The organism is Streptomyces sp. NPDC008092 (assembly GCF_042957285.1).
GTDB lineage: Bacteria > Actinomycetota > Actinomycetes > Streptomycetales > Streptomycetaceae > Streptomyces.
In genome coordinates this window covers 290,073-304,640 of record NZ_JBIBHY010000014.1, presented here as the reverse complement: position 1 = coordinate 304,640, position 14,568 = coordinate 290,073, and the positions used below count along the sequence as shown (strand labels likewise).

Sequence of the window (14,568 nt, the reverse complement as noted above, 5' to 3'; positions counted from 1 at the left end):
GTCCCTCCTCAGATCCGGTATCCCCGCTTGGCCACGGTCTCGATGATCGGCGGATCACCGAGCTTGGCCCGCAGCCGGCTGATCGTGATCTTCACGGCGTTGGTGAACGGGTCGGTCGCCTCGTCCCAGACCCGTTCGAGGAGCTCCTCGGCGGACACGGCACGGCCCCGGGAGGTCAGCAGCAGCTCCAGTACACCGAACTCCTTGGGCGCGAGCCGCAGCGGCCGGCCGGCCCGGCTGGCTGTGCGGCGGGCGGTGTCGACCTGCAGATCGCCGTGGTGGACCACCGGCGGTACCGCGGGATGCGCCCGCCGGGCCAGCGCGCTGACCCGGGCCACCAGCACCGGGAAGTCGAACGGCTTGGGAAGGTAGTCGTCGGCGCCCAGACTGAGCCCGTCGACGAGGTCCTCCGTCGTCGCCGCGGCCGTGAGCATCAGCACCCGGCCCCGGCAGCCCGCCACGATCAGCTCGGCGCACACGTCGTCACCGTGCATCCCCGGCAGGTCCCGGTCGAGCACGATCACGTCGTAGTCGTTGTACAGCGCGCGGTCGAGCCCGCCCGGCCCGTCGTACGCCACGTCCACGGCCATCTGCGACTGGCGCAGCCCCGCGGCCACCGTCTGCGCCATCTCCTGGTCGTCCTCCACGACGAGCACCCGCACCTGAAGCCCCCTTGAAGCCGGTTCCTACGACAACAGCACGTCGACGACGTCCGACAGGATCCTCCGCGCCTGGTTTCCGCATGGTTTCATCGCCGCTGTCCGTCCGATCCGGGTCCTTGCGGTTTCTCGCTGCGATTCGTCAGTGTAGGCGGGCGCATTCATCGGCGCCGTCCAAGTGCGGGGTCCGCGCGGTCGGCCGCGCATGACGTCAAGGTGCCCTGGCCCGGCGGGAGTTGAGGATCCACTCCGCGGGAGCGAAACCTCGGTGAAACCGCCCTGCCCGTAGAAAGGGCGCATGCGGGATTCCAACGATTGACGGAGGGGATATGCAAAGCGCCATCGGGCTTCATACCGACCGGAACACGGACGTCGACCGGGCGGGAAACCCCCGCGGAAGGTTTTGGCCGGCGCGACGGACCGCCTCTGCACAGCCCGGGAGCCCATCGTGAGCACTGCGCAGATCTCCCAGGACGACGCGGACGTCGGCGAGCCGGGCGGGAACGATCCGAGCCGCCGCTCCGGACGCCGCGGGCGGCGCGGACTGACCGCCGCGATCGTGGTGACCGTGCTGGCCGCCGGCGGGGTGGGCGTCGTCGTCACCGACCCGTTCGGCAACGACACGAAGGACACGCCGGTCCAGCCGGCCACGCGCACCGGGACGGCGCAGATCACCCGGGGCACACTCGACGCCCGGGCCCAGGAGAACGGAACACTCGGGTACGCGGGCGCCTACCAGGTCGTCAACAAGAGCAGCGGCACCATCACGCAACTGCCCGGCGTGGGCTCGGTGATCCGCCAGGGCGACGTGCTCTACCGGGTGAACGGCGCACCCGTGGTCTTCCTGTACGGCGCCTACGTACCGACGTACCGGGCGCTGGCCTGGCAGTCGAAGGGCGCCGACGTCAAGCAGCTGAACGCCGCGCTGGTCTCCCTCGGCTACGCCAAGAAGAGCGAGATCGACCCGGACTCGGACTACTTCGGCTGGCAGACGTACTACGCGCTCCGGGAACTCCAGGACGACCTGGGGCTGAAGGTGACGGGCACCCTGCCGCTCGGCCAGGTGGTGTTCCTGCCGGCCAAGGAGATCCGGGTGACCAAGGTCGGTGCCGTCCGCGGGGGCGAGGCCCAGCCCGGCGCGGTGCTGATCGAGGGGTCCTCCACCGAGCGGGAGGTCACCGTCGCGCTCAACGCCAGCCAGCAGTCGCAGGTGGCGGTCGGCGACAAGGTGACCATCACGCTGCCCAACGGCCAGAGCACGCCCGGTGTCGTGTCGTCCGTCGGCAAGGTGGCGACCAAGTCGGCGGACAGCATGACCATCAACGTCCGGATCAGGCCGCTGAACCCGAAGGTGACCGGGCAGCTCGACCAGGCGCCCGTCCAGGTGTCGATCGTCACCGACTCGGTGAAGGACGCGCTGATGGTTCCGGTGAACGCGCTGCTGGCGCGCTCGGGCGGCCAGTACGCCGTCGAGGTCGTCGGAGCCGACGGCCGGCACCGGCTGGTCACGGTGACGACGGGGCTGTTCGACGACAGCGCGGGCACGGTCGAGGTCAAGGGCACCGGACTCGCGGTGGGGCAGAAGATTGTGGTGCCGTCGACATGAGCGGCACAGGCACAGGCACCGACGCGGGCGCGGACACAGGCGCGGACACCGCCATGGCGAAGGACACGGCGAAGGACACGGCGAAGGACACGGCGAAGGAGACGCCGACGGCCGGTGCGGCCGGTGCCCGCCGCACCGGCGAGCCGGTCCTGCAGCTGGAGAACGTGTCGAAGATCTACCCCGGCGCCTCGCCGGTGGTGGCCCTGGACCAGGCCGGCTTCACCATCCACCGGGGTGAACTGGTGGCCATCGTGGGTCCTTCGGGGTCCGGCAAGTCGACGCTGCTGCAGGTGATGGGCAGCCTGGACCGGCCCACCTCGGGCACGGTCCGGGTGGTCGGCGACGATGTCGCCAAGATGTCGGACCGGGCCCTGGCGGGGCTGCGGGCGAGCCGGATCGGCTTCGTCTTCCAGCAGTTCTTCCTGGCCCAGCACTCCACCGCCCTGGAGAACGTGGCCGACGGAATGCTGTACTCCGGCGTCCGGTACCGCGCGCGGATGAAGGCCGCGGCCGTCGCCCTCGGCCGGGTCGGCCTCGCCCACCGGGCCGGCCACCGGCCGCCGGAGCTGTCCGGCGGTGAACGGCAGCGGGTCGCGATCGCCCGCGCCCTGGCCAACAACCCGGCGATCGTGCTGGCCGACGAGCCCACCGGCAACCTCGACAGCGTCAACGGGGCCGCCATCTTCAAGCTGCTCAAGGAGCTCAACGCCGAGGGCACCACCATCGTCATGATCACGCACGACCGGGAACTGGCCGCCCAACTACCGCGCCGCATCGAGGTGCTCGACGGCCGCGTCGTCGCCGATGTCGACACCGACACCGACCAGCAGCCGCTGTCCAGCGAAAGGCCCCTGCCATGACCACCACGCTCCAGGCCCCCGGCCGGATGCATCCGGCCGACCTGGCCCGGACCGCCGGCGTGGGGCTGCGCACCCGGCGCATGCGGGCGGCCCTGTCCGCGCTCGGCATCGCCATCGGCGTCGCCGCGATGGTGGCGGTGATGGGGCTGTCCGCCTCGTCCCAGGCAGGCCTGCTGGCCGAACTCGACAAGCTGGGGACCAACCTGCTGACGGTCACCCCCGGCCGGGTGCTGGGCGGCGGCGAGGCCAAACTCCCCACCGACGCACCGGCGATGATCGGCCGGATCCAGAACGTCGAGAAGATCCAGAGCACCGGGAAGACCGACGCCGACGCCTTCCGCAGCCCCTACATCCCGAGCATCAACACCAACGGCATCACCGTCGACGCGGCGAGCCTGGACCTGCCCACCGCGGTGCGCACGACCGTGGCCGACGGCGAGTACCTCAACGCCGCCACCGCCACCCAGCCGGTCGCGGTGCTCGGTGCCACCGCGGCCGCCCGGCTGGGCATCGCCCAGGTCCACCCGGGCATCCGCATCTGGGTCGGGGGCCAGTGGTTCTACGTCGCGGGAATCCTCAACACCGCGACGCTGACGCCGGAGATCGACTCCTCGGTGCTCGTCGGCTACCAGGCCGCCGAGAAGTACCTGGACTTCGACGGCCACCCGTCGATGCTGTACGTACGCGCGCAGACCGACCACGTCACCGACGTACAGCAGCTGCTCGCCGCCACGGCCAACCCCGAGCATCCCGACGAGGTCGCCGTCAGCCAGCCCTCCGAGGCCCTGGAGGCCCGCGCCGCGGCCCAGTCGGCACTGAACGGCCTCTTCCTCGGGCTCGGCGCGGTGGCCCTGCTCGTGGGTGGCGTCGGTGTCGCCAACACCATGGTCATCTCCGTCCTGGAGCGGCGCTCCGAGATCGGCCTGCGCCGCGCGCTCGGCGCCACCAAGGGGCACATCCGCATCCAGTTCCTGACGGAGGCGATCCTGCTCGCCGCCCTCGGCGGTGTGGCCGGGGTGGTGCTGGGCGTCGTCGCCACCGCCGTCTACGCCGAGGTCAAGGGCTGGGCCACGGTGGTCCCGGCACTGGCCTGGGGCGGGGGCCTGGGCGCGGCCGTCGCGATCGGCGCCGTCGCGGGACTGCTCCCCGCGCTCCGCGCGGCCCGGATGCAGCCGACCGAGGCACTGCGGACGACCTGAACGGCACCACCGTCTCCCGCGCCCGGCACGCAGACCCCCGCGTGCCGGGCACGCGTGTGTGCGGCTCCGGCAGCCGGGACCCGCATCCGCACCGTGCCCCTACCTACCCCCTATCCATGGCTAGGGGGTAGGTAGGGGGTGGTGGCTAGGGGGTGGTCCGGCGTTCCGCGTAGGGGTTTCGATCCTGAAACCGAGCTGTTAATTTCGGGAACGGCTGCCGGAAACAAATTCCGGTGCGTGACCGCCGTAATCCCGGAGAGAGCGCGGATGAATTGCCGAACGGCGATTTCCCGCAATCCGGTGGAGAGTGCGGTGGATCTGCTTCGGAAAGCACCGCTCGGCAGCGGTTCTCACGCGGACGGCGATCGCGGTCCGCGTCAACGGGGGACAGTGAGGAGCTGGGGTGGAACCCTGGGAGGCGGAAGTCAGTCAGCAGCCCGTGGTGGAGGTCGAGATCGGTTCGTTGAGCCTGTCCGGATCGCCGAGGCTGGCCGGAGAGAGAGCAGAGCACATCCAGAGCCTGGCCGCGGCCCAGGACCCGTTGCCGCCGATCACCGTGCACCGGCCGACGATGCGCGTCATCGACGGCTTCCACCGGCTGAAGGCGGCCGGACTGCGCGGCGAACGCACCATCGCCGCCCGGTTCTTCGACGGGGACGAGGCCGCCGCGTTCGTCCTCGCGGTGCAGCTGAACGTCACCCACGGTCTGCCGCTCGCCCTGGCGGACCGCAAGCGCGCGGCGGAACGCATCATCGTCACGCATCCGCTGTGGTCGGACCGGAAGGTCGCCTCGGTCACCGGGATCTCCCCGGGGACGGTCGGGGAGATCCGCAAGCTCGTGGGCCGGGAGTCCGAGCCCGCCAGGAGGCGGCTCGGCCAGGACGGGCGGCTGCGGCCGGTCGACGGCAGCGTGGGCCGGATTCTCGCCGGCGGGCTGCTCACCGCCAACCCGGACCTCTCACTGCGTCAGGTCGCACGGGCGGCCGGTATCTCGCCGGAGACCGCCCGTGACGTCCGCAACCGGCTGCGCAACGGTGAGGACCTGCTGCCCGGGCAGCGCCGCGGCAAGACCGCCGGCCGGCCGGACGAACAGCCCGCCTCGCGCAAGGAGTTCGGCCCCCTGGTGATCGCCGCACCGGGCGGCGTCCGGCGCCGCGGGGAACCGGCCGCCGACCGCGCCGTCCTCCTCAAGCGCCTCAAGGCCGACCCGGCGCTGCGCTTCACGGAGACCGGCCGCAGCCTGCTGCGGCTGCTCGCCCTCCACAGCGTGCGCAACGAGGACTGGGAGGCCATCATCAGCAACGTTCCTCCGCACTGCAGCGACATCGTCGCCGACCTCGCCCGGCAGTTCGCCGACCTGTGGTCGGAGTTCGCGGTACGGGTCAAGGAGGACGTCGCCCAGATCGGCTGAACCCACCGGCCGGCCGGCCGTCCAACCGTTCGCAACGGACACCTGGACGGCGGGCCGCCCGGCACACCGGAAGAGACCGCCGCGGAACTGCCTGCGGCGGTCTCTTCCGGTGCGCGGGCGGGGTTCACCGGCGTGCCGGTACCCGTAGGGTGCGCAGCCGGGCGGCGTCGGCGACCGTCGGGCAGCCGGCCAGGCCCAGGGCGTCGCGGAGTTCGTCGGCCAGCAGGGCGAGGACCCGTGCCGCACCGTCCTCGCCGGCGGCGGCCAGGCCCCACATCACGGGGCGGCCGACCAGCACCCCGTCGGCGCCCAGGGCGAGCGCCCGCAGCACGTCGGTGCCGCTGCGGACACCGCTGTCCAGCAGCACCCGGCAGCGCCCGGCCACCGCCCGCGTCACCGGCCCGAGCGCGTCGAGGCTGGGCACCGCCGCGTCGAGCTGCCGGCCGCCGTGGTTGGAGACCACCACGGCGTCCACTCCCGACTCCGCAGCGCGTACCGCGTCCTCCGGTGCGAGTACGCCCTTGAGGACGAGCGGCAGCCGGGTACGGCCGCGCAGCAACTCCACGGTCGACCAGGTCACGGCGGGGGAGAACGTCTGCCGGGTGTGCACGGCCACCGCGGAGACGCCGTCCGCGGGGGGCCGGTGCGCCGCCGTGCCGCCGTGCGCACGGGTGTCCGCCGGACCGCCGGGGTGTGCCGGGCCCGAGGGGTGTCCCGCGGCTCCGCCGGCTTCGGCGTCCGTGAGATGCGCCGCCGTCACGTGCGGCGGCAGCGTGAAGCGGTTGCGCAGGTCGCGCAGCCGGCGGCCCATCCAGGGCACGTCGACCGTGAGGACGATCGCCGCGCAGCCCGCGTCCTCCGCCCTGCGCACCAGCTCCAGGGCGCGCTGCGCGTCCTGCAGCCAGTAGAGCTGGAACCACAGGTCACCGCCGACGGCGGCGAGTTCCTCCACCGGAACGCTGCTGAGGGTGCTCACCGCGAACGGGACGCCCGCCGCCTTCGCGGCGCGGGCGACGGCGAGTTCGCCGTCTGGGTGGAGCAGCCGCTGGTAGGCCACGGGGGCGACGGCGACCGGCATGCTCGCCGGCCGCCCGAAGAACGTCGCGCCGGTCGAGCACCCAGAGACGTCCCCGAGCACCCGGGGGACGAGGAACACCCGCTCGAAGGCGGCCCGGTTGGCGTCCAGCGTCGCCTCCGTCCCGCTGCCCCCGGCCACGAAGTCCCGTACCTGCACGGGCAGTACGGCGCCGGCCGCCCGTTCGACGTCGGCCAGGCACCGGGCCCCGGCCGCCTCCGCTTCCGGGGCCCCGCCGTGCGGCACGACGCCCGGTTCAGGGCCGGAACCCACGCTGGCCCGTCCTCTCCAGCTCCACGGCCTCGTACAGCGCCTTGATGTTGGAGCTGCCGAACGTCTTCGCGCCCTGCCGCTCGATGACCTCGAAGAACAGTGTGTGCCGTGGGTGGCTGGAGGCCGTGAAGATCTGGAACAGGCGGCCTCCGTGGTCCTCGTCCGCGAGCACGTTCGTGGCCCGCAGGTCCGCCAGCCGCTGCGGGCCCAGGTCGATCCGCCCTTCGAGCAGGTCGTAGTACGCGGACGGCGTGGACAGGAAGGTGACACCGCGGCGGCCCAGGGCCCGCACGGAGCGGACCGCGTCCGGTGACGAGAAGGCCAGGTGCTGTACACCGGCGCCCTGGTGGCTCTTGAGGAACTCGTCGATCTGCCCGGGGTCCGCCGTCGGGTCGGGCTGGATCAGGGTCAGCGTGACCGTCCCGGACCTGCTCTGCACGACCCGCGACAGCATCGCCTGCGCGCCCACCACGATGCGCTCCTCGAAGATGTCGCGGAAGCCGAGCGTGTCGAGGTAGTAGTCGACGGTCGGCTCCAGGTCGCCCGTGTCGAGACACACCGCGACATGGTCGATGTCGGCCAGCCCCACGTCACCGGCCGGCTCCGCGGCCGCGCGCGGATCGGGGACGAACCCCGCCGGCAGCCCCGGGCCCTCGCCGGGGTACCGCTGCACCAGCGTGTGGACGACGTCCCCGAACCCGTGGACCGCGGCCGTGACTTTGGGGCGGTCCGGGTGCCTGGCGGGATGCCGGTGCACCAGCGCGCCGTTCGCGGTCGCGGCGGCGAAGGCGGCCCCGACGTCGGCGGTGCGCAGGGCGATGTCGGCGACGCCGTCACCGTGCGCGGCCACGTACGCGGACGCCGGGTGCTGATCCGAGACCGCCTGGGTCAGTACGAGCGTGATGCGCCCGTGGCGCAGGGCGACGCTGCGGTGGCCGGCGCAATCCGAGGTCCCCGCCACTGTGAAGCCGTAGCGGTCCGCCCAGTCGAATGCGGCGGATTCCAGGTGCTCGACATACATTTCCACGTAGTCGATGGAGAGATCGCCGAGCGGATCCGCAGCCCGGGATTTCGAGAAATCACTCATGCGTCCCCCAGCCGGGAAAGTGACGAGGCTGTGAACTGTAGGGCGGGGGCAGTTGCCCCGTCCATGGATGCCAGGCCCTCGCGGTTGGACGGTCGGCGGTTCACCCGAAACCGGGATTTCCGAGGAATCCGGAGTTCCGGCAGCGGGCCATGGATTCGGCCGCTCTGGTGGTCGGGCGGGCTGCTTTCATAAAATCGACGCGCTTTTCGTTCGACCATCGAGGCGCCGAGGCGCTTTCCGGACGGGGTGGTGTTTTCGTGGTGCGCACGCTGGCCGTCGTCGGCACGGGACTGATCGGGACGTCCGTCGCACTCGCGGCGAGCCGCCGGGGGGTGACCGTCTTCCTGTCCGACCGGGACCCCGTGTCGGCCCGGACGGCCGCCGCCCTCGGCGCGGGGCTGGCCGAGGAGCCCGTGGCGCCGGTGGACCTGGCGGTGCTCGCCGTGCCGCCGAGCGCGGTCGGCACGGTGCTGGCCGCCGCGCAGCGCAGGTCGCTGGCCCGCGTCTACACCGACGTCGCCAGCGTGAAGTCCGTACCGGTGCGGATGGCGCTGCGCCAGGCCCCCGACCCGTCCCGCTTCGTGGGCGGCCATCCGCTCGCCGGGCGGGAGCGGTCGGGACCCCTGGCCGCGCGGGCCGACCTGTTCCTGGGCAGACCGTGGGCGCTCACCCCGGCCGCCTGTACGTCGGACGCGGCCCTCGGCACGGCCCGGGAACTGGTCGAACTGTGCGGCGCGGTCCCGGTGGTGACCCGGAGCCGGGACCATGACGACGCGGTGGCGCTCACCTCGCACGTACCCCACCTGGTGGCCAGCCTGATGGCGGCGCGGTTGCGGGAGGGCCCGGACGGCATGTCGCGGTTCGCGGGGCAGGGACTCCGGGACGTCACCCGGATCGCCCACGGGGACTCCGGGCTCTGGGGTGACATCCTCCAGGCCAACGCGGCCTCGATCGCCGGCGTGGTCCGCGATCTCCATGCGGACCTGTCCCGGCTGGTGACCGCCCTGGACCTGCTCGCCGCACCGGACGGCAGCGAGCCGGAGCGCGCGGAACGCGCCCGCGGCATGCGGACGATGGTGGATCTGCTGGACCGGGGCATCGCGGGCCTGGCACAGCTCCCGGCGACCTGCGGGGACGTCGCCGACGCCCGGGTGCGGGTGGCCGTCGGCGGGCGTCCCGGGGAACTGCGGCGGCTGCTCGATGCGGCGGCGGAGTTCGTGGTCGCCCCCGAGGAGACGGTGGTGGTGCAGGCCGCCGACGCGTGGGGCGGCGGGGCGGACGGCGGGCTCGTCGTGCGGTTCCCGCTGCCGTCGGACCTGGCGGAGTGCCTGACGGCGGGGCTGCGGGCCGGGGGATGGGCGGCGGAATGCGAGCAGGGTGCGGAGCGCGGGTATTCCGCGGCCCGGACCGCAGGCTCGGAATGAGGAATTCCTTTTCCTTGTGCGGTTGAACGGTGAAGGTTCGGACTGAAGCCTGTGAAGTAGATAACGATCTCCGGGCCGCTCCTCATGAGACCGAAAAGTGCCCTGATTCAGCGGCTATCCTGGACGGGAACTGTTTCCCCCCACACGCGTGTTGTAGGCCTGCCCCCACCTCGCGAGTAGCGATGCAGGTCAGAGGCGTTTTTCTATTTTTTCTCAATTGCTGGACAGTTCGAAGGGTGGCGGCACGGGGTACGTGCCGGCGTCACCGCGGATCCAGGGCTCGGGGGTGCCTGTGAAGCTCGGTGAAAGAGACGAAGAACTCCGCTTACTCGAACAGTTGCACAAGGGGTGCGTGAACGGGAGCGGCGCCGTCGTCCTCGTCAGCGGCCCCGTGGGATGCGGCAAGACCGCGTTGACCCAGGCTTTCGCCGAACGGGCCATGGCGCAGGGCGGCCGCTTCGTGTCGGTCACGGCGTCCGCCGGAGAGCGGTTGTACCGGCTGGGTCTCGTCGAGCAGTTGCTGGAGGCGCTGCGCGCGGCCGGCATGGCCGACGACCCGTTCACCTCGCAGGACGGCGCAGGCCGCGCGCAGGCCGGCGCCCTCGCGGAGACCGGAGGGGTCCCGTTCCTCCTGCTCCAGCGCATCAGCCGGGCCGTCACCGAATTCGCGGCGGAACGGCCGCTGGTCGTCTGCGTCGACGACGTCCATTTCGCCGACGAGGCCTCGCTGGAGTGTCTGCGCCACCTCATCCACCGCACCGATTCCGCCGCCCTGCTGGTCGTCCTGACCGAGAACTCCTGCCATGCGCAGCGGGGACTCGTCACACTCCACTCGGAGACCCTTCCCCTTCCCTACAGCCGGCTGATCAGGCTGGGACCGCTCGGTGTCGACGGCGTCGCCGCACAGCTGACGGCCCGGGCGGGCCTCGGCGCCACGACCAGGGAGACCGCCGAACTGTGGACCCGGACGAGCGGCGGCAACCCGCTCCTGCTGCACGCGCTGATCGAGGACATGAAGGACCTGAACGACCGGGTCGAGTCGCGCAGGCGGGCGGAGCGAGGCGGTCCGGGCCCGGCGCCGGCCGACCCGGCAGCCGGCGCCACCCATGCTCCGGTACCGGGCGAGTCGTTCCGGCACGCCTTCCTGCGCTGCCTGCACCGCTGCGACCCGGCGCTGCTCGCCACCGTCCGTGCCATCGCCGTCCTCGGCCAGTCCGCCGCGCCCGCCCTGATCGGCGACCTCCTGGGGGGCGACGCCACCTCGATACGCAGCGGCATCGCCGCTCTGCACATGGCCGGTCTGCTGTCCGGGGTGCGGTTCCGGCACGAGCGCGCCCGGCTGGCCGTCCTCGCGGACATCCCCGCCGGGGAACTCTCCGGGCTGCGCGCCCGGGCCGCGGAACTCCTCCACGAGACCGGAGCCCCGGCCGTCGTCGTGGCCGAACAGCTCATGGCCGCTCCCGACGCGGCCAGGGCGCCCTGGCAGCCCGGCATCCTCCGCGAGGCCGCCCGCGAGGCCATGGAGGACGGAGACGTCGGCGCCAGTGTCGACTACCTGCGGCACGCGTCCCTCATCTGCACCGACGCCGGCGAGGAGGCCGAGGTGACCGCCGAACTGGCCGAAGCCCAGTGGCTCATCGACCCGGCCAAGGCGCTCCGCCACCTCCACCAGCTCGGCACCATGGTGCGCGCGGGGCTCCTCGACGGTCCCGCCGCCCTGATCGTGGTCAAACAGCACGCCTGGCGGGGCGAGTTCACCCAGGCCGACGACCTGCTGCGGATCATCGAGGACCGGGGGGCCGTCGGCTGCGACTGGGACGGTTCCACCCCGCCGCCGACCGCCGTCCGCTCGGACCTGGCCCTCACCCGGCTGTGGCTCTCCTTCTGCTGCCCCGGACAGCGCCACGACGCCACGCCGGCGGCCGCCGGGACCGGACCCGAGCCGCCCGAACCCGCAGGGGCCGGACCGGCGCTCTCGCCCGCCACCCCTGTCCCGCCGCCCGCCGGCGCCCTGCCGCGGGCCTTCCTCGCCCTCGCGGCCGGCCTCACCGGCGACGACGAGACGGTCCCGGCGGCCGGCCGGGCACCGCGCGGCAGCCGGGTCGACAGCCCCTTCGCCGCCACGCTGTTCGCCCTCGGCTTCCTCGTCCGCGGGCGTCGGATGGACGAGGCGGTGTTCTGGTCGGAGCGGCTGCTGGCGGAGCCCTGGAACCTGCGCATCCCCATGCGGCGCGCCCTGCTGGAGACGATCAGGTCGGCCGCCGCCCTGCGCCGGGGCGACCTCACCGCGGCGGGGGAGGCCGCCAGAACCGCCTTGAGCCTCGCCGCACCGGAGGCCTGGGGCGTCGCGATCGGCCTCCCCGTGGCCCTGGCGGTGTGCGCGGCGACCGAGCTGGGCGACCACGAGACCGCCATGACGTATCTCGAACTGCCCGTCCCCACGGCCATGTTCGGGACGCCCTTCGCCCTGCCCTACCTGCACGCCCTCGGCCACCACCACCTCGCCATGGAGCGTCCGCGCACCGCCCTGCTCAGCTTCGAGTCGTGCGCGGAGCTGGTGGTGAAATGGCAGCTGGACTTCCCGGAACTCATCGACTGGCGCAACGACGTGGCCGCGGCGCTCGTGGCCGTCGGCGACGACAGGCGCGCCCGGGCCCTGATCCAGGACCACCTGTCCCGGTTGGGCGACGGAGGCAGCCGTGCCCGCGGCATCGCGCTGCGCCACCTCGCGGCGATCAGCCGGCCCGAGGAACGGCTGCCGCTGCTCCAGGAGTCGATACGGATCCTGGACGCCTGCGGCGACCGGCTGGAGCTGGACCGGGCCCGGGCCGCCCGGTCCGGGTGGGGCCCGCCCGGACCGCCCCCGGCCGGGCAACTCGCCCCGCCCAGGCTGCTGGGACTCGCGTCCGGACTGTGGGACCTCCCGCAGGAGCGCCCGCACACCCGGCACGCGCAGCGCACCCAGGACTCGTACGACCCGCAGCACACGCACGACAGGCACGACCCCCCGGGGCAGCCGCACCGTGAGGAACCCGAGGCCCGCGCCGAACCTCCGGTGGACGCCGCCCGCCCGCACGAGTTACCGGAATTACTGACCGAACTCACCGAGGCCGAACGCCGCGTGGGCGCGCTCGCGGCTTCCGGCTGGACCAACCGGCGTATCGCCGACGTGCTTTTCATCACCGTGAGCACGGTCGAACAGCATCTCACCAAGGTCTACCGGAAATTGAAGGTACGCAACCGGGCGGACCTCCCCGTGTCCCTGATCCGTTTCGCGGACCTCCCATTTTCGACGAATGGAGGGCGGTAGGGAAGCCGGACGGGAAGGCTCGCGGGCGCCCCGCGCCAACGCCCTCGTCCAAGTGCGTATTTCGCCCCGTTGGACGGGCTGGACGGCATTGTCGGCATGTTGGGAACCATGTGATCCTGACCGGCGAAATCGACCTGCCGAAACCGATTCCGCCGGGGGGAAAACCATGGCCGGACGGAGCCTGGAGACCGCGTCGCCCGCCGGGGCCCGCCCCGACCCGTTCCCGGCGGGGCACCGCCCGGTGCCCGCCGCCACGGTCCCGGCACCCACCTCGCGCGTCCTGCACAAGGCCGACCTGCACGCCAGTCTCCGTGACCCGGTTCTCGACACGATGACCTTCCTCAACGAGGTCACCCTCCGCTACCCGGAGGCGATCTCCTTCGCGCCGGGGCGGCCGTACGACGGGTTCTTCGACACCGAGCAGATCTTCACCCACCTCCGGCGCTACCTCGACCACCTGGTCGCGCAGGGTGCCACGGCCGAGGAGATCCGCACCGCCATGTACCAGTACGGGCCCACCGCCGGACAGATCCGCGAGATCATCGCCGACTCGCTCCGGGTGGACGAGGGCATCGACGTGCCGGCCGAGTCGATCGTGGTCACCGTCGGTGCCCAGGAGGCCATGCTCCTGCTGGTGCGCGCCCTCGTCAGCGGCCCCGACGACGTCCTGTTCGTGGTCAGCCCCTGCTATGTCGGCATCACCGGGGCGGCCCGGCTGCTGGACGTGGCGGTCACCCCGGTCGAGGAGGGGGCGGACGGGTTCGACTGCGCCGACCTGGAGGCGGCGATCCTGCGGGAGCGGGCCCGCGGACGCCGGCCCCGCGCCTGCTACGTGGTCCCCGACCACTCCAACCCGTCCGGGACCACGATGGACCTGCCCACCCGGACCGCGCTGCTGGACCTGGCGGAACGGCACGGCATCCTCCTCGTCGAGGACAGCCCCTACCGCATGGTGAGCCCGGGCAGGCCGCTGCCGACCCTGAAGTCCCTGGACCGCTCCCGCACCGTCGTCCACGTCGGCTCCTTCGCGAAGACCGTCTTCCCCGGCGCCCGGGTGGGCTTCGCCGTCGCCGACCAGCAGGTGGTCGACGAGACCGGCCGCACCGGTCTGCTCGCCGACGAACTCGCCAAGATCAAGAGCATGGTGACGGTGAACACCTCCTCGCTCAGCCAGGCGGCCGTCGCCGGAACCCTGCTCGCCGCCGGGGGCCGGATCTCCGCCCTGAACGCCGAACCGGCCCGCTACTACGGCGACGCCATGCGGACCACGCTCCGCGGCCTGGACGCCCGCCTGCCGGCCGCCCGGCGCGAGGCGCTCGGGGTGCGGTGGAACGAACCCACCGGGGGTTTCTTCCTCACGGTGCAGGTTCCCTTCCGGGCGGACAACGCGGCCCTGACCCGGTCCGCACAGGAATTCGGCGTCATCTGGACGCCCATGAACTACTTCTATCCGCAGGGCGGCGGCGACCGGGCCCTGCGGCTCTCCACGAGCTATCTGACGACCGCGGACATCGAAGAGGGCACCGCGCGCCTCGCGGGCTTCGTCGAGGAGATGAGCGCGGGCTCGTAGCACGAACAGCTCCGCACGGACAGCTCCGCACCGGCAGCTCCGCACGGACAGCACCGACAGCAGCATCCGTCTCTCCCAGAAGCCTCCCGGACTC

10 protein-coding genes are annotated in these 14,568 nt (G+C 72.5%); 7 read left to right on the top strand and 3 right to left on the bottom strand.

Annotated features, from left to right (window positions below; translation table 11 throughout):
• Window positions 1–8 precede the first annotated feature (8 nt).
• On the bottom strand, window positions 9–662 hold the full coding sequence (locus ACFZB3_RS38165) for a response regulator (protein ID WP_391384582.1): 654 nt from the start codon (window positions 660–662) through the stop codon (window positions 9–11).
• 445 nt (window positions 663–1,107) lie between these two features.
• Between ACFZB3_RS38165 and ACFZB3_RS38160 the strand changes: the two genes are divergently transcribed.
• The 4 genes from ACFZB3_RS38160 to ACFZB3_RS38145 all read left to right on the top strand — a co-directional run bounded on the left by ACFZB3_RS38160 (window position 1,108) and on the right by ACFZB3_RS38145 (window position 5,735).
• Window positions 1,108–2,265 (top strand): peptidoglycan-binding protein, encoded by a 1,158-nt coding sequence (locus tag ACFZB3_RS38160; RefSeq protein WP_391384580.1) that lies wholly within the window; start codon window positions 1,108–1,110, stop codon window positions 2,263–2,265.
• Window positions 2,262–3,125 carry an ATP-binding cassette domain-containing protein gene (locus ACFZB3_RS38155; protein ID WP_391384577.1) on the top strand — a complete coding sequence of 288 codons (864 nt, stop codon included), beginning with the start codon at window positions 2,262–2,264 and terminating at the stop codon, window positions 3,123–3,125. Before ACFZB3_RS38160 ends, ACFZB3_RS38155 begins: the two co-directional genes overlap by 4 nt.
• Entirely contained in the window at window positions 3,122–4,324 is a 1,203-nt protein-coding gene (locus tag ACFZB3_RS38150; protein WP_391384574.1) for an FtsX-like permease family protein, read from the top strand. Before ACFZB3_RS38155 ends, ACFZB3_RS38150 begins: the two co-directional genes overlap by 4 nt.
• Before the next feature lie 403 nt (window positions 4,325–4,727).
• On the top strand, window positions 4,728–5,735 hold the full coding sequence (locus ACFZB3_RS38145) for a ParB/RepB/Spo0J family partition protein (protein WP_391384571.1): 1,008 nt from the start codon (window positions 4,728–4,730) through the stop codon (window positions 5,733–5,735).
• 124 nt (window positions 5,736–5,859) lie between these two features.
• Here the strand turns inward: ACFZB3_RS38145 and ACFZB3_RS38140 are convergent, their stop codons facing one another.
• Together ACFZB3_RS38140 and hppD are read right to left on the bottom strand one after the other, a co-directional pair.
• The gene (locus ACFZB3_RS38140) at window positions 5,860–7,083 is read right to left on the bottom strand and encodes an alpha-hydroxy-acid oxidizing protein (protein WP_391384568.1); all 1,224 of its coding nucleotides are present in this window, start codon (window positions 7,081–7,083) and stop codon (window positions 5,860–5,862) included.
• On the bottom strand, window positions 7,067–8,170 hold the full coding sequence (gene hppD / locus ACFZB3_RS38135; RefSeq protein WP_391384565.1) for a 4-hydroxyphenylpyruvate dioxygenase: 1,104 nt from the start codon (window positions 8,168–8,170) through the stop codon (window positions 7,067–7,069). The genes ACFZB3_RS38140 and hppD overlap by 17 nt, the downstream gene beginning before the upstream one ends.
• A 260-nt stretch (window positions 8,171–8,430) precedes the next feature.
• On the opposite strand from hppD, the gene ACFZB3_RS38130 reads away from it, so the two are divergent.
• The 3 genes from ACFZB3_RS38130 to ACFZB3_RS38120 all read left to right on the top strand — a co-directional run bounded on the left by ACFZB3_RS38130 (window position 8,431) and on the right by ACFZB3_RS38120 (window position 14,474).
• Window positions 8,431–9,594, top strand: a complete 1,164-nt coding sequence (locus ACFZB3_RS38130) for a prephenate dehydrogenase (RefSeq protein ID WP_391384639.1) — start codon at window positions 8,431–8,433, stop codon at window positions 9,592–9,594.
• Between the two features lie 253 nt (window positions 9,595–9,847).
• Entirely contained in the window at window positions 9,848–12,904 is a 3,057-nt protein-coding gene (locus tag ACFZB3_RS38125; RefSeq protein WP_391384634.1) for an AAA family ATPase, read from the top strand.
• A gap of 166 nt (window positions 12,905–13,070) precedes the next feature.
• The gene (locus ACFZB3_RS38120) at window positions 13,071–14,474 is read left to right on the top strand and encodes an aminotransferase class I/II-fold pyridoxal phosphate-dependent enzyme (protein ID WP_391384562.1); all 1,404 of its coding nucleotides are present in this window, start codon (window positions 13,071–13,073) and stop codon (window positions 14,472–14,474) included.
• The last annotated feature ends 94 nt before the right edge of the window (window positions 14,475–14,568 follow it).

Excerpts from the sequence above, each read along its gene's own strand:
- ACFZB3_RS38155 (WP_391384577.1), top strand. The coding sequence starts at position 2,262 with ATGAGCGGCACAGGCACAGGCACCGACGCGGGCGCGGACACAGGCGCG.
- ACFZB3_RS38150 (WP_391384574.1), top strand. The coding sequence starts at position 3,122 with ATGACCACCACGCTCCAGGCCCCCGGCCGGATGCATCCGGCCGACCTG.
- hppD (WP_391384565.1), bottom strand. The coding sequence starts at position 8,170 with ATGAGTGATTTCTCGAAATCCCGGGCTGCGGATCCGCTCGGCGATCTC.
- ACFZB3_RS38120 (WP_391384562.1), top strand. The coding sequence starts at position 13,071 with ATGGCCGGACGGAGCCTGGAGACCGCGTCGCCCGCCGGGGCCCGCCCC.